Origin of the sequence: Montanilutibacter psychrotolerans (assembly GCF_003719825.1) — a bacterium.
GTDB lineage: Bacteria > Pseudomonadota > Gammaproteobacteria > Xanthomonadales > Xanthomonadaceae > Montanilutibacter > Montanilutibacter psychrotolerans.
Genome location: NZ_RIBS01000002.1, coordinates 77,018 through 93,885, shown reverse-complemented (window position 1 = coordinate 93,885; position 16,868 = coordinate 77,018). Strand labels below are relative to the sequence as shown.

Genomic DNA, 16,868 nt, shown 5'->3' with positions numbered 1-16,868 from the left:
GACAATCGCCACGCGCCTCGCGCGGTCACCCCTCCAGCAGCGCGCCCAACAGCGACGGCAACTTGGCCGATGCCACGGCCACGTTGTCGAGCACGTCCTGCAGCGTGATCACCTCGTCCGGGTCGGGCCCAGCGCCGGCGGCCCAGTTGGCGACGATCGCCAGGCAGGCGTACTCGAGGCCGAGTTCGCGCGCGATGCCGGCCTCAGGCATGCCGGTCATGCCGACCAGGTCGCAGCCGTCGCGGCGCATGCGCGTGATCTCGGCGCGGGTCTCCAGGCGCGGGCCCTGGGTGGCGCCATAGCAACCGCCATCGGCCACCGGAACGCCGGCCTTCTTGGCTGCGGCCAGTACCGCCGCACGCAGGCTGCGCGAATACGGCTCGCCAAAGTCCACGTGCAGCACCTCGGTGCCCGGCTCCTCGCAGATCGTCGAGACGCGGCCCCAGGTGTAGTCGATCAGCTGATCGGGGCAGCCCAGCGCGCGCGGCGCGAACGCGGTGCTGATTCCGCCGACGGTGTTGAGCGCGAGTACGCGCGTGGCGCCCAGCGCCTGCAGTGCGGCCAGGTTGGCGCGGTAGTTGACCCGGTGCGGCGGCATCGAATGGCCTTCGCCATGACGGGCGAGGAACGCGACACGACGCCCGGCCAGCATGCCCACGCGCACCGGCCCGGACGGCGCGCCGTAGCGCGTGACCGGCTGGTGACTCTCGACGTCCTGGAGTTGCGCCAGCTGGTAGAGGCCGGTGCCGCCGATGATGGCCAGTTCGATGTCTCTCATCTCAATCCTTCAACGCGTAGATGTCGGGCAGGTTGCGGCCCTGCTCGTGGTAGTCCATGCCATAGCCGAACACGTAGCGATCGGGCACATCCACCGCCACGTAGTCCGCGCACAGCCCCGCAACGCAGCGATCGTGCTGCTTCACCGACAACGCGGCGATGCGCACCTCGGTCGCCCCCTGCTCCTTGCACCAGGCGCGCACCGCGGCCAGCGTGTGGCCCTCGTCGACGATGTCGTCGGCAAGGATCACCCGGCGCCCCTGGAGCGATGTCGCCGGGCGGTGCTTCCACACCAGTTCGCTGCCGGTGGTCTGGCCGCGATAACGCGTGGCATGCAGGTAATCGAATTCCAGGTCCAGGCCGAGCGCGCCAAGCTCCATCGCCAGCAGCGACGCGAACGGCATGCCACCGTGCATGACGGTGAGGTAGACCGGTACGCTGCCGATGTAGTCGGCGTGGATGGCGCGCGCCATCGCGATGACGCCCGCTTCGATGGCGAAGCGGTCGACGACGATTTCAGCGTTGGCCAGTGCGGCCGCGAGTTCCGGGCGCTCCATCACGCCAGCCCTTCGATGCGGCCGCGGGTGTTGCCGTATCGCGCGTCGGCCAGCAGGCCATCCCAGCCCATCGGACCGCGGCCGAGCAGGCCCGCCAGGGCCATGGTGTTGAGCTTGCGGTCCTTGATGGCGCCCAACGACTCCTCCACCAGCTCCGGGTGACAGACCAGCACGACGTCGCAGCCGGCATCCAGGTGCAGGTCGACGCGCGCCTTGATGCCGCCGGCCGAGAACGCCGCCGCCATGCCGATGTCGTCGCTGAACACCACGCCGCGGAAGCCCATTTCCTTGCGCAGGATGTCCTCGATCCAGACCTTCGAATAACCCGCCGGCTCCGGCGCCACGGCCGGGTACGCCACGTGCGCCATCATCACCGCGTCGGCCTTGGCCTCGATGCCGGCGACAAAGGGAACCAGGTCGAGCGCGCGAATCTCGTCCAGCGGACGCGGATCGACCGCATCGTCGAAATGCGTGTCCTCCAGCACCGAGCCGTGACCCGGGAAGTGCTTGAGGGTGGCCGCCATGCCGGCCGAATGCATGCCCTGCACGTAGGCGCGCGTGAACTGCGCGACCACGTGCGGATCGGCGGAGAACGCGCGATTGCCGATTGCCAGGTTGCCGCGGCCCAGGTCGACCACGGGAGCGAAGCTGAGGTCGATGCCGGTCGCGCGGATCTCGCTGGCCATCAGCCAGGCATGCTCCTGCGCGAGCGCGAGTGCGCCCTGCGGGTCGTTGGCAAACCGCGCGTCAAAGCCTTCCAGCGGCGGCAATGCGCTGTAGCCCTCGCGGAAGCGCTGCACGCGACCGCCTTCCTGGTCCACGCAGATCAGCTGCGGGCGCGACGCGGCCTCGCGGATGGCCTGCGACAGTTCAGTGACCTGCGCCTTGGACGCGAAGTTTCGGGTGAACAGGATCACGCCGGCGCAGGCATCGTGCTGCAGCCAGTCGCGCTCCTGCGCGGTGAGTTCGGTGCCGGCTACGCCGATCACGAGCATGCGGGGGACTCCGGTTCTGTCGAGTGACACGCCGTTGGGCGCGGACCGGCATTGTCGCCCAGATGGCGCGGCGGGCGCAGCCCGGCTGGCGATCGGGCGGGCTGGCGTCGGGCTGCCTGGCGATCGGACCGGCCGGCGATCGGACCGGCTGTGATCGGGCTGGCGACGATCGGCACCACAGGCGGTGCCACGACGCCGCCGTAGCGGCGACGGTCGAACCGCGCGTTCAGTCAGCGCGGTTCCGGCGATGAGGTCAGCTGCCGCGGTCGCTCATGCGCTGCGAGCGACGCACCCGCCGCCACAGGGCGACCGCGGGCGCGGGGCGGGGTCGTTCAGACCGCGCAGCCGGTGGGGCCGCACGCATCGCCCGAAGCGGCTTGCGCGGCGTCGATCGCCGGCACGGTCAGGCCCAGCTTCGCGAAGATCTCGAGAAACGCCTGCGGTGGCTGACCGCCCTGCACGCCAACGCGGCCGTCGATGATGAACGTCGGCACCGCGGTGATGCCCAGCGCGCGTGCCTGGCCAAGCTGCGCCTGCACCTCGGCGATGCCTTCGTCCGACGCCAGCATCGCGCGCACGCGCGCTTCGTCCAGACCACCGGCGATGCCCGCCTCCACCAGCACCTGCGTATCGGCGAGATTGCGGCCGTGCGCGAAATGCGCGCGGAACAACGCTTCGCCCACCGCGCCGGCATCGCCCTCGCGACCGGCCAGCCACACCAGGCGATGCGCCTTGAGTGTGTTGACACGCACCTGGCCACGGTCGAAATCGAACGGCAACCCTTCCGCCCGGCCGGTGGCCTGGGTGCTGGCAAGAATCTGCTCGGTGCGCTCGATGCCACCGAACTTGCGCACGTAGGCCTCGCGCAGCGGCACGGGGGTTTCGTCGCTGTCGGGGTCGAGCTGGAACGCGTGCCAGTGGATGTCGACCGACGTGCCGGCCTGTCCGAGTTGGTCCAGCGCGGCCTGCAGGCGATGTTTGCCGATCCAGCACCAGGGGCAGACCAGGTCGGACCAGATGTCGATGCGCATGGGGGGTTCCGTCGTGTGGCTATCGACGGGAGGTGGGGGCGCGGGCGCCCTCAGTCAACCGCGGCGCCGGGCGTGCCGGCGCGCTCGTTCGGGCTCCATTGCACGTACGGGCGGCTGGCCAGCGCCAGGTTGTAGTAGCGGGCGGCGTCGGTGACTTCAGCGCCAATCCACGGCGGCAGCGCGAATACCTCGTCGGCCGACGCCAGTTCGATCTCGGCCACCACCAGTCCGGCGTTGTCGCCGAGGAATTCGTCGACCTCCCACAGGTGGCCTTCGAACTCGACCAGGTGCCGTCGCTTGTCGACCAGCCCGCCGACACTGAGCGCCAGCAGCGCGCGTGCGTCAGCAACCGGAATCGGATACTCGAACTCCTGGCGCGTGTGGCCCAGCTCGCGCGACTTGAAATTCAGGTACGCCGCGTCGCCGGCGATGCGCACGCGCACCGAGGCCTTCATCGCACCGCTGTCCATGCTCGCCAGGTCGTTGAGGTAGCCCTGCGCCATCGGCACGACCTCGCGCGCCGCAGCACGCCAGCCGTCGCCGGTGACCAGGAACTTGCGTTCGATCTCGATGGGCATTGCATTTTCTCCAGCGCCGGCGGCACGGCCGGCAGGTTCCATCGCACCCGTCGCGCGACAGGCATCAACGCGGACGGTTGCCTACGGCTCGAACACCGCGATCGATTCCACGTGCGCGGTGTGCGGGAACATGTCCATCACGCCGGCGGCCTTGAGCTTCCAGCCGCGCTCGTTGACCAGGTAACCCGCATCGCGCGCCAGCGACGCCGGATGGCAGCTCACGTACACGATGCGCTTGAACTGCTTGAGCGGCAGCTGGGTCAGCACGAAATCCGCGCCCGAACGCGGCGGATCCAGCAGCAGTCGGTCGAAGCCCTCGCCCATCCACGGCTGGGTGGACAGGTCCTTGCCCAGGTCAGCAGCATGGAACTGCGCGTTGGCGATGCCGTTGGCAGCGGCATTGTCGCGCGCGCGCTGCACCAGGCCGGCCTCGCCTTCCACGCCGACCACTTCGCGCACTTGGCGCGCCAGCGGCAGGGTGAAGTTGCCCAGGCCGCAGAACAGATCGAGCACCCGGTCGTCGGGGCCGGCGTCGAGCAGGTCGAGCGCGGACTGGATCATCTTGCCGTTGAGGCCGGCGTTGACCTGGATGAAGTCCAGCGGACGGAATGCAAACCGGAGGTCCCACTGCGGCAAGGCGAAGGCCAGCGTGGGTTCGGCCGGCCACAGCGGGTGCACGCTGTCGACGCCACCGGGCTGCAGGTAGATCGCGAAATCGTGCTGCTGCCCGAACGCGACCAGCGCGTCGCGATCGGCCTGGGACAGCGGCGCCAGGTGGCGGAAGGTCAGCGCGATGCCGCTGAAGTCCGGCGTGGGGTCGCCGGCGATGAACTCGATCTGCGGAATGTCGCGGCGGCCATCGAGGCCATCGACCAGCTGCGACAGTGCGCCGATGCGCTCGCCGATCTGCGGGATGACGGTGTGGCACTCGCCGATGTCGGCCACGAAGCGCGGGTCGGTCTCGCGGAACCCGACCAGGGTCTTGTCCTTTTTCTCGACGCGTCGCACCGAGAACCGGCCCTTGCGGCGGTAGCCCCAGGCGGCGTCGGTCAGCGGCGCGAGCACGCGCTCGGGCGTCACGTGGCCGATGCGCTCCAGGTTCTCGATCAGCACCCGCTGCTTGGCGACGATCTGCTGCGATTCGTCGTAGTGCTGCAATGCGCAGCCGCTGCACACGCCGAAATGCGGGCAGCGCGGGCTCACGCGTTCGGGAGCGGCCTGCAGCACCTCGACGGTACGCGCCTCGTCGAAACTCTTGTGGCGGCCGGTCTGGCTGGCCATCACCCGCTCGCCAGGCAGCGCTCCGGCGACGAACACCGCCTTTCCGTCGGCACGCCGCGCAACGCCGCGGCCGTCATGGGTCATGCCGGTGATGTCGGCTTCGAAGGGGGTCTGGTCGATACGGTTGCGGGCCACGGCTGCTAGCGGTGATTCAGGGGGCGCGCATTGTGACAGAAGCGGTTGGATCGGGACTCGGGACTCGGGACTCGGGACTCGGGGTTCGGGGTTCGGGGTTCGGGGTTCGGGGTTCGGGAAGCGGGAAACGAATTCCGGGACTCGGGGTTCGAGTCCCGAGTCCCGAGTCCCGAAAAGTGGACTACTTCTGCTTCCAGGTGCCAGCGGCGTCCTGGTAGTACCAGCCGGCTCGGGCGCTGGCGACCCACTGGCGGGCAAACACGTCGCGGATCTGCGACTCCCACTCGGGGTGGCCGTTGGCGACCGCGACTTCGCGGTACACCGCCTTGCGATCGCGGTTGTCGTCGGCGACGGCGCTGTTGACCGCAACGCGATCCTTCAGCGCGAGCTTGGCGGCATCACGCACCACGATCGTGCCGTCGCGGCCGAAGCCAAGCGCGCCGGCGTCGAAGCCCGCACGCAGCTGCGCGTCGAACCGCCCGGCCATGCGTGCCTGAATTGCCTGGATGGCCGGCGTCTTGATGGTGATGTCGGGCTGCCCCTGCGCGTGCGCGGTGCCGATACCCACCAGCGACAGCCAGTCGATGCGCAGGGCGAGCTGGCGCGTGGGAGCGTGTTGCAGCGAGGCGCTTGGCCCGCCCGAAGACGGCGCGGGTTCGGTCGCCGGGGTGGTGGCTTCATCGCCGATCACCTTCTCGACGAATTCCTTGGCGGCTTCCTTGGCCTCGGCGGCCGGGAAGTACACGTTGATCGTGACGCACGCCGTCAGCATCACGGCGGCGATCGGCAATCCCATCCAACGACGCATGGTGTTTCTCCCGTTGTTCGCGCAACTGTGCGCGGTTGTGCGCATGTCGCGCGCTGGTTCAAGGATCCGTCCGCGGGTTTGCGATCCGTCCACGCCGCGAAGGATTCGCACGCGGGCGCTACCTTAACTCGACTCCACTGCCCTCGATCAAACACTACCGATCAATCACCACCGATGAATCGCCGTCGATGAACCGTCCTCGACGAATCGACTTCAAATGTCGCGCCCAGCACGTGCCGCTAGTCGAACACCGGCTTGACGTCACCGCTGCCCACCGCCGCGAGGCGCTCGAGCAGGGTCGGCCAGTCGACGCGGCGGTTAAAACCCACCACCCGCAGCCTCGGAATGCCTGAGCCGTCCACGATAATGAAGCCCTGCCCGGCTGAACCGATGCCGTCCATCTGGCACACCTCGTCAGCCAACCGACAGGCGATGCCCAATCGCGAATAGCCAAAGTCGTCGAACAGCCCGATCAGTTGCGATTGCAGACTGTTGGCGAACGAGGCGTCGCCGACGCTCGACAGGTCCTGCACGGCGCGCTGGCTGATGCGCTGGCGCACGCCGTCGTGGCGCTGGCTGTGCAGTTGCGCGTCGAACGCGACGGGCGTCCAGTCGACCAGTCGTAGTGCGTCGATGCGACCGTCGAGGCGTCCGGTGATCGAGCCGAAATCGAAAGCGCCGGTCAGCGCTTCCATGTCGAGATCGTCCAGCGAGATGTCCGCCGACAACGTCGGTGCCGTGCCGAATGGCCGCTCCATCGCCAGCGACGACACCGCCACGCGGCCATCGAAGACCTGCATGTCAAAGCCGCCCTCGAACTCGAGGCGGTCGTTGGCGTAGCGCGCCTGGGGAATGCGACCGCTGAGCTCGCCGCCGAATGCGGGCCACTCCAGCGCCTTGGCCAGTTGCCCGACGTCGAGCCGATCGAGCGCGAGCCCGAAGCCAACCTCGAACGGATGGCCGTCGGCGGGAGGACGGATGCGCAGGTGATCGAAGCCGGCACGCCCACCGAGGATCGGAAACGCCACCGGCTCGCGCAGGCGCAACTCGCCCTGGCTGCTGGAAAACGGCAACCGCGCGGCGCCGAACGCGAGGCCGTAGAGCTCGCCCCCTTGCCACTGCAATGCGCTTTCGACGGCGGTGGTGGACGAGAAACGCAGGTCTCCGTCGAGCCCGTCGAAGCCGAATCGATGCTGTGGATCGCTGATTCCCAGCGCCTGCAACCGGGCGTCGGCAGAACGCAACGCGCCGTCGACCAGGTGCAGGTCGGCCTCGAGCCTGCCGCGCAGTTCGAGATCGCCCAGGCCCGCCAGGCCAAGCCAACCGGAGAGGTAGCCGTCGCGCAGGGGCTGCAGGTTGCCGCTGCGCGCGTGCAGTTCCAACGCGCGCAGGCTGCCGTCGGCGCCCAGCGCGGCGCTGCCGGACAGGGCGAGGATCTCTTCGTCGCGCCAGGCGAAGTGCGGCAGCGACCAACCGCCACTGCCACCGCGCGCCGCCTCGAGCGCCACCGCCACCGATCGCTGCTGCAACGACACGTAGGTGTTGCCAAACAGCAGTTCGCCGCCCACCAGGTGGCCACGCAGCGCCGCGTGGGTCCGCTCGCCCAGTTGCATGTCCAGCTGCAGTCTGGCCGAAACGTTTTCGGCGGCAACCGCACCATCGGGTGTGTCCAGACCAAGCGCCTGCACGGACAGGGGCCCGGTGACTCGCACCGGCCGGTCGGTCGCGGCGGTGATGGCCAGGGTGGCGTCGACGCGTCCCTGCTTGAGGCGGGCCTCCGGCCAGGCCTTGGCCAGCAATGCGGCGCTCCAGGCGATCGGAACCTGGCGCAGGTCGATGCGGGTCAGGTCCGGTGTCGCGGCATCGCGGTGCAGTCCGATGACGGCGTCGCCACGTGACAACCGCGCGTGCGTGTCCGCCACGCCAATCGCCAACGACAGGCGCAGCGGTTTGCCGCGATCGCCGCGGACCGCTCCATCGCAGTGCCAGCCGCCGTTGCCGACGCGCCGCAACGGGCATTGCCAGTCCACGTCGCCGAAGCGGTAGCCCAGGTCCGGCGCGTCGATGCGGGCGGCCTGCAAGCGCAACACGCCCTCGGTCGCGCCCTCGTGCCACTGCAGGCGCACGCGGACGTCATCGAGCGTGGCCACCGCGGTGCTCACGCGCGCGATGCGGGCGCTCACGACGCGTGCCTGCGCGTGCGTCGCCAGCGGCAACAACACCGGCAGCAACAGGGTCGACAGCAGGCGTAGCATCGTGCGCGTCATGGACGAAGGATAACCAGACCAATGGAGAGGACGATGAAACACCAGGCAACGAATGCCGACGCCGGCCGGGCTGCATCGACCGGGAACGCGGCGCTGGCCGGTACGATGCGTGGGACGGACGCGGTGCCGCGCCTGCTGCTGGTCGAAGACGATGCAACGACGAGTGCGTTCCTGGCTGCTGCCGCCTCGGCGCTGCCCGCCCAGGTGGACACGGCCGACAGCGTCGCGACGGCGCTGGAACTGGCCACGCACGGCGAGTACGCGCTGTGGATGTTCGACGCGCAGCTGCCCGACGGCCGTGGCAGCGACCTGCTGCTGCGCCTGCGCGCGCGCCACCCGCACACGCCCGCGCTGGCCCACACCGCCGACCGCGAAGCCTCCTCCACGGCGGCGTTGCTGGCGGCCGGATTCGCCGAGGTGCTGGTCAAGCCGCTGCCCGCCTCCACGGTACGCGACGCATTGCGCCGGCTGCTCGGCGATGCGGTTGCCGACACCCCCGAGCGCTACCGCCCCGAACCCGGCGAACCCGGCCTGCCGGCATTGCCGGTGTGGGACGACGAGGTGGCCAGCCGCGCGCTCAACGGCAATCGCGAACACATCGCCAGCCTGCGCCAATTGTTCCTGGACGAACTGCCGCAGGCGCGCGAGGTGGTCCTGACGGCGGCCAACTCAGGCGACGTGGCGGCAGTGCGAGGCCAGTTGCACAAGCTCAGTGCCAGCTGCGGTTTTGTTGGCGCGGCGCGGCTCGCCGCCTGCGTAGAGGCCCTGCGCGAGCACCCGGAAGACGGCGCGCGACTGGCTGCGTTCGAGCGCTGCGCCGGTGAGCTCCTGGACAACGCTGCTCGCTGACCGTTGCGCGCGCCGCGAGGCCGCCACCGGATCTGCTGGATTTGCCGTCAAGCGGTGCCGTCGTCGTGCTGGCGGGTCGACGCGGGCGGCAAACGGCGGGGGGTGACCCTGGCCAGCGATTCGAGCATCTCCCACGACTTCAGGCCGCGCGGCCCGAGGTGGTGGGCCAGCACGCCGCGCAGCGCGCGTCGCAGGCTGGACAGATCTTCTGCGCCGGGCCGCGTGTCGGCGCCCAGCGCCAGCAGGCCCGCGCCGGTCGCGGCGCCGGCGCGATCGGCCTGGCCGCGGTCCATGAGCAATCGACGCGGACCGTGTTCGGGGTCGAGGCGGTAGCGCGCGGCCGCATCGATGGCGACGCCGTCGCCATCGCAGTGCCATTCGAAGCCGACACCGAGCTCGTCGAGCAGGTCGCGCTCGAACCGCCGCAGGGTCCAGGCGACGGAGTCGTCGCTGCCCAATCGCGCGCGCGCGCGTCCGTAGGCGGCGAACAGACCCGGCTGCGGGTCCTGGCGCGGCGCCAGGCGCAGGGTCAGTTCATTGAGATAGAAGCCCGCAAGCATCGCGTCGCCCACCAGGCGCGGCGCGGCATCCAGCGCCTCGGCAGACACCAGGCGCGCCAGCTCGCCCTGCTGGACGGCATCGAATCGGATCCATTGCAGGGGTTGCAGTGCCGCGCGCAGGACCTGCCGCTTCGGCCCCTGCACGCCGCGTGCGACCAGCCCCATCCTGCCGTGCCGCTCGCTCAGCACCTCGACCAGCAGGCTGGTCTCGCGCCACGGACGGGCGTGCAGGACGAAGGCGGGTTCGGCGGTCAGGCGCATGGAACAGGCGTGCGGCTCGCAGGACGGATGGCTGGAGCGGGCGGCATCGTCAAGCCGTTCGCGTCGACCGGCCGCCGGCCACACCGGCCCCGATCAGTCGTGGTACCCGAAGGCGCGCAGTGCGGCTTCATCATCGGACCAGCCTTCGCGCACGCGCACCCAGGTTTCCAGGAACACCTTGGCGCCGAACAACCGCTCCATCTGGATGCGCGACTTGCTGCCGATCTCGCGCAGCCGCTCGCCGCCCTTGCCGATCACGATCGCCTTCTGGCCATCGCGCTCGACCCAGATCACCGCACCGATGCGCAACATCGTGCCGTCGACCTCGAATTTCTCGATCTCGACCGTTGTGGCGTACGGCAGCTCTTCGCCGAGTTGGCGCATGAGCTGCTCGCGCACCAGCTCGCCGGCGAGGAAACGTTGGCTCTTGTCGGTGATCTCGTCTTCGGCGTACATCGCCTCCTGCACCGGCATCAGCGCCAGCAGGGTCTTCACCAGTGGATCCAGGCCGTTGCGCTTGAGCGCCGACACCGGGTGCACACCGGCAAAGTCGCGGCCTTCGCTGATCTTGGCCAGGTACGGCAGCAGCACGGTCTTGTCCTTCATGCGATCGACCTGGTTGACCACCAGCACCACCGGCACGCCGGCGCCACGCAAGGCCTCGTAGGCAAAGCTGTCGGCGTCGTCCCATTGCCCGGCGCGCACCACCAGCACCGCCGCGTCGACGCCCTCGACGGCGCCCCGGGCGGCGCGGTTCATCCAGCGGTGCATTGCGGTTGCCGACGACTTGCCCTGCTCACGGTGGATGCCGGGGGTGTCGACCAGCAGCAACTGGCCTTCGGGGAAGGTCGCGATGCCAAGCAGGCGATGGCGGGTGGTCTGCGGGCGCGGCGAGACGATGCTGATCTTGGCGCCGACGAGCGCGTTGGTCAGGGTCGACTTGCCGACGTTCGGGCGGCCGATCACGGCAACGTGGCCGGTGCGATAGGTGGAGGTTGTCATTCGGGGATTGTCCGCGTGACGCGCCCCGGGGGCAAACCCGGCGGAACGTCGTGGTTGGGGGCGGGGATGCCGATGGCGTCATCCTCGCGTGAAGTCGGTACGGCCGCGGCGGCATCGGCCGTTGCCGTGGCGGGTGCCGGGGCGTCAGGGCACGGGGTCGGGCGGCGGAAACGGCGGCAGCACCGCGGGTCGGGCCGCGACGGCGACGTTGGAACCGCGCCCGGGATCGGTGGCAACACGGCCTTCGCGCCACGGCCCCCTGGACCCTGGACCTTCACCGGCCACGCGACGCCGGGGACCTCGGGTCAGGCGTCGACCTTGAGCGCTCGAAGGGCGGCTTCGGCAGCAATCTGCTCGGCAGCCCGACGCGAACCGGCCTCGCCTTCGGTCACGATGTCCACGTGGGCCAAGCTGCAGCTCACCCGGAAGGTCTTGGCGTGGTCCTCGCCGCTCTCGGCCTCCAGCGCGTAGACAGGAAGCGGCTTCTGCCGTCCCTGCAGCCATTCCTGGAGTCGCGTCTTGGCGTCCTTGCCCACCTTGTGGGGCGGTGGCAACGCGGCCATTGCCGCGGCAAACCACGGCAGCACCGCATCGCGGCAGGACTCGAAGCCGGCGTCGAGATAGATCGCCGCCACTACCGCCTCCAGCGCGTCGGCGAGGATCGAGTCGCGGCGGTGACCGCCGGACTTCATCTCGCCGGGACCCAGGGTCAGGTGCGCGCCGAGATCGAGCTCACGCGCGATCGGCGCCAGCGCGGACTCGCGCACCAGCTCGGCGCGCGCACGGGTCAGCGCGCCCTCGTCGGCCTGTGGCCATTGCCGGTACAGCGCCTCGGCGATGAACTGGTTGACCAGCGCATCGCCAAGGAATTCCAGCCGTTCGTTGTGCGGCGCACCGGCGCTGCGGTGCGTCAATGCCTGGGCCAGCAGTTCCGGACGCTTGAACGCGTGGTTGACGTCAGGCAATGGCGACACGTTACTCGGTGCCGTCGGGACGCAGCGGCTGCTCGACCTTGAAACGGCCCACCACGTCGATGTTGGCGATCAACGGCTTGCGCACTTCGTATTCGGCGAGAAGGAACGCGTTGGAATCCTTGCGGACGATCTTCACGTCCTCGGGCTTGACGCTTTCGATGTAGCTGGTGTCGAAACGGCGCGACAGCGACTCACGGAGCCTGAAGGCGTCCATGGTGGCGGCGCCGGGCTCGCTGGCCAGCGCGGAGAGCGAACGCTTGACCGAATAGTATTCCGAGTACATCGGCACCAGCTTCATTCCCATGTAGGCGAACACGCCCACTACGGCGAGCACCATGATGAAACCGATCAGAGTTATGCCACGCTGGTTGTGCTTCATCCGAATACTCCCCTTGAGCTGTCAGTAACCAGTATCACGACGCGATCTGGTGTTAAGGAATTCGCGTGCCGATACGCGAGAAATCGACCCCACCGTCGATATGCATCCACACCAGGAACGCCCTGCCCCGCAGGTTCCGTTCCGGAAGGACGCCCCAGTATCTACTGTCCTCGCTATTATCGCGATTGTCGCCCATCACGAAATAGTGACCTTCGGGCACCTGCCATTCGCCTTCCTTCTCGTCGAACAACGTCGGTCCGGGACGTTCGAGGACGCTGTGAAGGTGGTTGCCGAGCTGCTCGCGCAGTTCGTCCGCCCCGCTCATCTCGCTCCCCTTGCCCCGGCCCTCGTAGGTCCCGACCGTCTTGTATTCCATCTGCTTGCCGTTTACGTACACGCGATTGTCGCGATACGCAACCACGTCACCGGGCAATCCGACCACGCGCTTGATCCAGTATTCGTCCATGTGCTCGGGCGGATTGAACACCACCACGTCGCCACGCTCGGGCTCGTTCAGCGAGATGATCTTCTGGTTGCTGATCGGCAGACGCAGCCCGTAGGTGAACTTGTTGACCAGGATGAAATCGCCGGTCAGCAAGGTCGGCATCATCGAGTTCGACGGAATCCGGAACGGTTCGGCGATGAAACTGCGCAGTATCAGCACCACCAGCAGCACCGGGAAGAACGACTTGGAATAGTCGATCAGCACCGGCTCGGTCCCATCGTCGAGCAGGCCTTCGCGGGCCGCGCGGCGCTTTGCCAGGAACAGCTTGTCGAGCAGCCAGACGAGGCCGGTCAGCAACGTCAGCACCACCAGGACCATCTCGAACCAACGCATGCGTGTTCCTTCTGAAGATCAGAGTTGAGGGGATGGGGAAAAGGGGAAGAAAGTTCCGCGCCGCCCCCGTGATAACGGGAGGCCGCTGAGCTGCCCCGTCCCCTGCTCCGCTGCCCGTCTTACTTGTTGTCGACCGTGAGAACCGCCAGGAAAGCTTCCTGCGGAATCTCCACACGCCCCACCTGCTTCATCCGCTTCTTGCCCTCTTTCTGCTTCTCGAGGAGCTTCTTCTTGCGGGTGATGTCGCCACCGTAGCATTTGGCCAGCACGTTCTTGCGCATCGCCTTGACCGTGCTGCGGGCGATGATCTGCGAGCCGATGGCGGCCTGGATCGCGACGTCGAACATCTGCCGCGGAATCAGCTCTTTCATCTTCTCGCACAGGTCGCGGCCACGCCGGTCGGCATGGCTGCGATGGGTGATGACGCTGAGCGCGTCGACCTTGTCGCCGTTGATCAGCGTGTCCACGCGGACGAACGGGCCCGCGTCGAAACGCAGGAAGTGGTAGTCCAGCGAGGCATAGCCACGCGATACCGACTTGAGCTTGTCGAAGAAGTCCAGCACCACTTCGGCCATCGGCAGCTCGTAGCTGATCTGCACCTGGCCGCCCATGTAGTTGATGCCGACCTGGCTGCCGCGCTTTTCCTCGCACAACGTGATCACGTTGCCGACGTAGTCGGGCGGAGTGAGGATGTTGGCGCGGATGATCGGTTCGCGGATTTCCTCGACCATGTTCACCGGCGGCAACTTGGCCGGGTTGTCCATGGGAATGACGGTGCCGTCGGTCTTCAGCACTTCGTAGACCACCGTCGGCGCGGTGCTGATCAGGTTGAGGTCGTACTCGCGCTCCAGGCGCTCCTGCACGATTTCCATGTGCAGCATGCCCAGGAAGCCGCAGCGGAATCCGAAGCCCATCGCTTCCGAGCTCTCGGGCTCGAAGCGCAGCGCGGCATCGTTGAGTCGCAGCTTGTCCAGCGCCTCGCGCAGGTCCGGATAGTCCTCGGCATCCACCGGGAACAGGCCGGCGAACACGCGCGGCTGCATCTCCTGGAAGCCCGGCAGCGGCTTGCTGGCCGGGTCGCTGGCCAGCGTCAGCGTGTCGCCGACCGGCGCGCCGTGTACGTCCTTGATCGATGCGTTGATCCAGCCCACCTCGCCCGCGCCGAGCTTTGGCAGGTCCTTGCGCTTGGGCGTGAACACGCCGACCTTGTCGACCAGGTGGGTGCGGCCGGTCGACATCACCAGGATCTTGCTGCCCGGGGTGATCTCACCCTGCATCACGCGCACCAGCGACACCACGCCCAGGTAGTTGTCGAACCAGGAGTCGATGATCAGGGCCTGCAGCTTGTCGGTGTCGCGCGGCTTCGGCGGCGGGATGCGGTGCACGATCGCCTCGAGCACCTCCACCACGTTCAGGCCGGTCTTGGCGCTGATGGCGACGGCGTCCTCGGCGTCGATCCCGATCACCGCCTCGATCTCGGCCTTGGCGCGGTCGATGTCCGCGGTGGGCAGGTCGATCTTGTTGAGCACGGGCACGACTTCCAGGCCCTGCTCGACCGCCGTGTAGCAGTTGGCGACCGATTGCGCCTCGACGCCCTGGGCGGCATCGACCACCAGCAGGGCGCCTTCGCAGGCGGCCAGCGAACGGCTGACTTCATAGCTGAAGTCGACGTGGCCGGGGGTGTCGATGAAATTGAGCTGGTAGGTCTTGCCGTCGCGCGCGGTGTAGGGCAGCGACACGGACTGGGCCTTGATGGTGATGCCGCGTTCGCGCTCGATCGGATTGGAGTCGAGCACCTGCGCCTCCATCTCGCGCGCCTGCAGGCCACCGCAGAGCTGGATGATGCGATCGGCGAGCGTCGACTTGCCGTGGTCGACGTGGGCAATGATGGAAAAGTTTCGGATCAGCTGCATGCGGGGGCGGCGGCTCGCGCCTTTGGACCGGAAAGGTTAACGCGCGATTATCGCATACCCCATCGCGTCTCCCGCCACCGGGCCGGGCGCCCGATGCGATCGCCTCGGCGCCCCGGCTTGCCTTGCCGGGACGCCTGGGACGCAGGTTCAGCCGGCCTGGGGGTCCGGCGTGACCGCGACGAACTGGGTGCCGTTGCCACGCCGGATCAGCAGCATGACGGTCTGGTCGGGCTGCACGGACGCCAGCGCGCGGTCCAGCGCGGCGGCGGTGCCGACGCTGTTGCGCCCCACCGCGAGGATCACGTCGCCCGGCTGCAATCCGGCTTCGCCGGCGGCATCTCCGGTGATGCGGGCCAACCGCACGCCTTCGCCGCTGGCCAGGCCAAGCCGCTGCCGCTCGACGGCGGTCAGATCCTGGGCAACCAGCCCCAGCGCGTTGCCGCGACCCGGAGCCGCCGGCGCGGTGTTTCCGCTGCCCGCTGGCGGGGCACTGGCGATGGGGGCGTCCAGTTCGCCGACCACCACGTCCAGTTCAATCGGCTTGCCGGCACGGATCACGCTGACCTTGGCGCGCGAGCCGGGCGCCACGGCGCCCACCAGCGGCGGCAATCCCGAGGACTCGTCCACCGGGCGGCCGTTGAACGCGCGAATCACGTCCATGCGTTCGATGCCGGCCTTTTCGGCCGGGCTGCCGGCCACCACGTCGGCGACCAGCGCACCGCGGGAGTCCGGCAGGCCCAGGCCCCTGGCGGTGTCTGCAGTGATCTGCTGGACCTGCACGCCCAGCTGGCCGCGACTGACCCGGCCGGTGGCGCGCAGCTGCTCGGCGGCGTTCATGGCCAGGTCGATCGGGATGGCGAAGCTCACGCCCATGTAGCCGCCGGAGTTGGAGAAGATCTGCGAGTTGATGCCGACCACCTCGCCTGCGGTGTTGAGCAGCGGGCCACCGGAATTGCCCTGGTTGATGGCGACGTCGGTCTGGATGAAGGGCACGTACTGCTGGCCCGAACCGGTGCTGCGGCCCACCGCGCTGACGATACCGGCGGTGACCGAGTGCTCGAGGCCGAACGGCGAGCCGATCGCGATCACCCACTGCCCTGCCCGCGTCAGGCTGGCGTTTGCGACGCGCAGCGACGGCAAGCCCTTGGCGTCGATCTTCAGCAGGGCGACGTCGGTCGCCTGGTCGCTGCCGACCACCTTGGCGGTGAATTCGCGACGATCGGACAGGCGGATGCTGACTTCATCGGCGCCGTCGACCACGTGGTGGTTGGTCAGCACGTAACCGTCATCGGAAATCAGGAACCCGGTGCCGAGCGAGGAACCGCGGCGCGGCCCGCGAGGGCCGTTGGGATCGCCCGGCATCGGCATCCCTTCCGGGCCGAAGAAGCGTCGGAAGATCTCCGGGATGTCGCCCTCGTCCGGCATCTGCCCGCGCGCGACACGGCGCGGGGCGCTCTGTGCGCTCACGCTGACAACCGCCGGACCCACCTTCTGCACCAGGGCGGTGAAATCCGGCAGGCCCGTCACGAGCGGCGCGGCCGGCGCGGCAGCCGGCGGCGGCGCGATCGGATTGGCGGCAACGGGAGATTGCGCCGTGCAGGCGGCCGGGACGGAGAGGGCAATGGCGCTGACCAAAGCAAGCGCACGGAGCGGTCGGTTCATT

The 16,868-nt window shown here is 68.6% G+C and carries 16 protein-coding genes; 1 reads left to right on the top strand and 15 read right to left on the bottom strand.

The genetic code is table 11. From position 1 onward, the window contains the following. Nucleotides 1-25 precede the first annotated feature (25 nt). From EER27_RS04105 to EER27_RS04070, 8 genes are all read right to left on the bottom strand, one after another. Nucleotides 26-778 carry an S-methyl-5'-thioinosine phosphorylase gene (locus EER27_RS04105; RefSeq protein ID WP_190285641.1) on the bottom strand — a complete coding sequence of 251 codons (753 nt, stop codon included), beginning with the start codon at nucleotides 776-778 and terminating at the stop codon, nucleotides 26-28. Between the two features lies 1 nt (nucleotide 779). Beyond that, complete coding sequence (locus tag EER27_RS04100) at nucleotides 780-1,334, bottom strand: hypoxanthine-guanine phosphoribosyltransferase (protein ID WP_123086769.1); 555 nt, start codon at nucleotides 1,332-1,334, stop codon at nucleotides 780-782. After that, nucleotides 1,334-2,329: a beta-N-acetylhexosaminidase gene (nagZ, locus tag EER27_RS04095; protein ID WP_123086768.1), complete on the bottom strand. Its 996-nt coding sequence runs from the start codon at nucleotides 2,327-2,329 to the stop codon at nucleotides 1,334-1,336. The genes EER27_RS04100 and nagZ overlap by 1 nt, the downstream gene beginning before the upstream one ends. A gap of 332 nt (nucleotides 2,330-2,661) precedes the next feature. After that, nucleotides 2,662-3,360 carry a DsbA family oxidoreductase gene (locus EER27_RS04090; RefSeq protein ID WP_123086767.1) on the bottom strand — a complete coding sequence of 233 codons (699 nt, stop codon included), beginning with the start codon at nucleotides 3,358-3,360 and terminating at the stop codon, nucleotides 2,662-2,664. 50 nt (nucleotides 3,361-3,410) lie between these two features. Next, nucleotides 3,411-3,938: a CYTH domain-containing protein gene (locus EER27_RS04085; RefSeq protein WP_123086766.1), complete on the bottom strand. Its 528-nt coding sequence runs from the start codon at nucleotides 3,936-3,938 to the stop codon at nucleotides 3,411-3,413. Nucleotides 3,939-4,019: 81 nt separating this feature from the next. After that, entirely contained in the window at nucleotides 4,020-5,393 is a 1,374-nt protein-coding gene (rlmD, locus tag EER27_RS04080) for a 23S rRNA (uracil(1939)-C(5))-methyltransferase RlmD (RefSeq protein WP_425480817.1), read from the bottom strand. A gap of 142 nt (nucleotides 5,394-5,535) precedes the next feature. Continuing rightward, nucleotides 5,536-6,162, bottom strand: coding sequence for a YdbL family probable chaperone protein (locus tag EER27_RS04075; protein ID WP_123086765.1), 627 nt, complete (start codon nucleotides 6,160-6,162; stop codon nucleotides 5,536-5,538). Nucleotides 6,163-6,401: 239 nt separating this feature from the next. Next, on the bottom strand, nucleotides 6,402-8,429 hold the full coding sequence (locus EER27_RS04070; protein ID WP_123086764.1) for an intermembrane phospholipid transport YdbH family protein: 2,028 nt from the start codon (nucleotides 8,427-8,429) through the stop codon (nucleotides 6,402-6,404). Nucleotides 8,430-8,462: 33 nt separating this feature from the next. On the opposite strand from EER27_RS04070, the gene EER27_RS04065 reads away from it, so the two are divergent. Then, nucleotides 8,463-9,278: a response regulator gene (locus tag EER27_RS04065; protein WP_190285639.1), complete on the top strand. Its 816-nt coding sequence runs from the start codon at nucleotides 8,463-8,465 to the stop codon at nucleotides 9,276-9,278. A 47-nt stretch (nucleotides 9,279-9,325) separates the two neighbouring features. On the opposite strand, the gene recO is transcribed toward EER27_RS04065, so the two are convergent. From recO to EER27_RS04030, 7 genes are all read right to left on the bottom strand, one after another. Next, nucleotides 9,326-10,099 (bottom strand): DNA repair protein RecO, encoded by a 774-nt coding sequence (recO, locus tag EER27_RS04060; protein WP_123086762.1) that lies wholly within the window; start codon nucleotides 10,097-10,099, stop codon nucleotides 9,326-9,328. A 93-nt stretch (nucleotides 10,100-10,192) separates the two neighbouring features. Continuing rightward, entirely contained in the window at nucleotides 10,193-11,101 is a 909-nt protein-coding gene (gene era, locus EER27_RS04055; protein WP_123086761.1) for a GTPase Era, read from the bottom strand. 305 nt (nucleotides 11,102-11,406) lie between these two features. Next, nucleotides 11,407-12,075, bottom strand: coding sequence for a ribonuclease III (rnc, locus tag EER27_RS04050; protein ID WP_123086760.1), 669 nt, complete (start codon nucleotides 12,073-12,075; stop codon nucleotides 11,407-11,409). A gap of 1 nt (nucleotide 12,076) precedes the next feature. After that, the gene (locus EER27_RS04045; RefSeq protein WP_123086759.1) at nucleotides 12,077-12,454 is read right to left on the bottom strand and encodes a DUF4845 domain-containing protein; all 378 of its coding nucleotides are present in this window, start codon (nucleotides 12,452-12,454) and stop codon (nucleotides 12,077-12,079) included. Nucleotides 12,455-12,506: 52 nt separating this feature from the next. Further along, nucleotides 12,507-13,292 carry a signal peptidase I gene (gene lepB / locus EER27_RS04040; RefSeq protein WP_123086758.1) on the bottom strand — a complete coding sequence of 262 codons (786 nt, stop codon included), beginning with the start codon at nucleotides 13,290-13,292 and terminating at the stop codon, nucleotides 12,507-12,509. Between the two features lie 119 nt (nucleotides 13,293-13,411). Next, on the bottom strand, nucleotides 13,412-15,205 hold the full coding sequence (gene lepA, locus EER27_RS04035) for a translation elongation factor 4 (RefSeq protein ID WP_123086757.1): 1,794 nt from the start codon (nucleotides 15,203-15,205) through the stop codon (nucleotides 13,412-13,414). Between the two features lie 147 nt (nucleotides 15,206-15,352). Further along, nucleotides 15,353-16,867 (bottom strand): DegQ family serine endoprotease, encoded by a 1,515-nt coding sequence (locus tag EER27_RS04030; RefSeq protein ID WP_123086756.1) that lies wholly within the window; start codon nucleotides 16,865-16,867, stop codon nucleotides 15,353-15,355. Nucleotide 16,868 lies beyond the last annotated feature (1 nt).

Bases quoted from the DNA above. Each gene is read 5' to 3' on its own strand.
- EER27_RS04045 (WP_123086759.1), bottom strand. From the start codon at position 12,454: ATGAAGCACAACCAGCGTGGCATAACTCTGATCGGTTTCATCATGGTG.
- EER27_RS04070 (WP_123086764.1), bottom strand. From the start codon at position 8,429: ATGACGCGCACGATGCTACGCCTGCTGTCGACCCTGTTGCTGCCGGTG.
- recO (WP_123086762.1), bottom strand. From the start codon at position 10,099: ATGCGCCTGACCGCCGAACCCGCCTTCGTCCTGCACGCCCGTCCGTGG.
- EER27_RS04065 (WP_190285639.1), top strand. From the start codon at position 8,463: ATGAAACACCAGGCAACGAATGCCGACGCCGGCCGGGCTGCATCGACC.
- EER27_RS04105 (WP_190285641.1), bottom strand. From the start codon at position 778: ATGAGAGACATCGAACTGGCCATCATCGGCGGCACCGGCCTCTACCAG.
- EER27_RS04030 (WP_123086756.1), bottom strand. From the start codon at position 16,867: ATGAACCGACCGCTCCGTGCGCTTGCTTTGGTCAGCGCCATTGCCCTC.
- lepB (WP_123086758.1), bottom strand. From the start codon at position 13,292: ATGCGTTGGTTCGAGATGGTCCTGGTGGTGCTGACGTTGCTGACCGGC.
- EER27_RS04085 (WP_123086766.1), bottom strand. From the start codon at position 3,938: ATGCCCATCGAGATCGAACGCAAGTTCCTGGTCACCGGCGACGGCTGG.
- era (WP_123086761.1), bottom strand. From the start codon at position 11,101: ATGACAACCTCCACCTATCGCACCGGCCACGTTGCCGTGATCGGCCGC.
- EER27_RS04090 (WP_123086767.1), bottom strand. From the start codon at position 3,360: ATGCGCATCGACATCTGGTCCGACCTGGTCTGCCCCTGGTGCTGGATC.
- lepA (WP_123086757.1), bottom strand. From the start codon at position 15,205: ATGCAGCTGATCCGAAACTTTTCCATCATTGCCCACGTCGACCACGGC.
- EER27_RS04100 (WP_123086769.1), bottom strand. From the start codon at position 1,334: ATGGAGCGCCCGGAACTCGCGGCCGCACTGGCCAACGCTGAAATCGTC.
- nagZ (WP_123086768.1), bottom strand. From the start codon at position 2,329: ATGCTCGTGATCGGCGTAGCCGGCACCGAACTCACCGCGCAGGAGCGC.
- EER27_RS04075 (WP_123086765.1), bottom strand. From the start codon at position 6,162: ATGCGTCGTTGGATGGGATTGCCGATCGCCGCCGTGATGCTGACGGCG.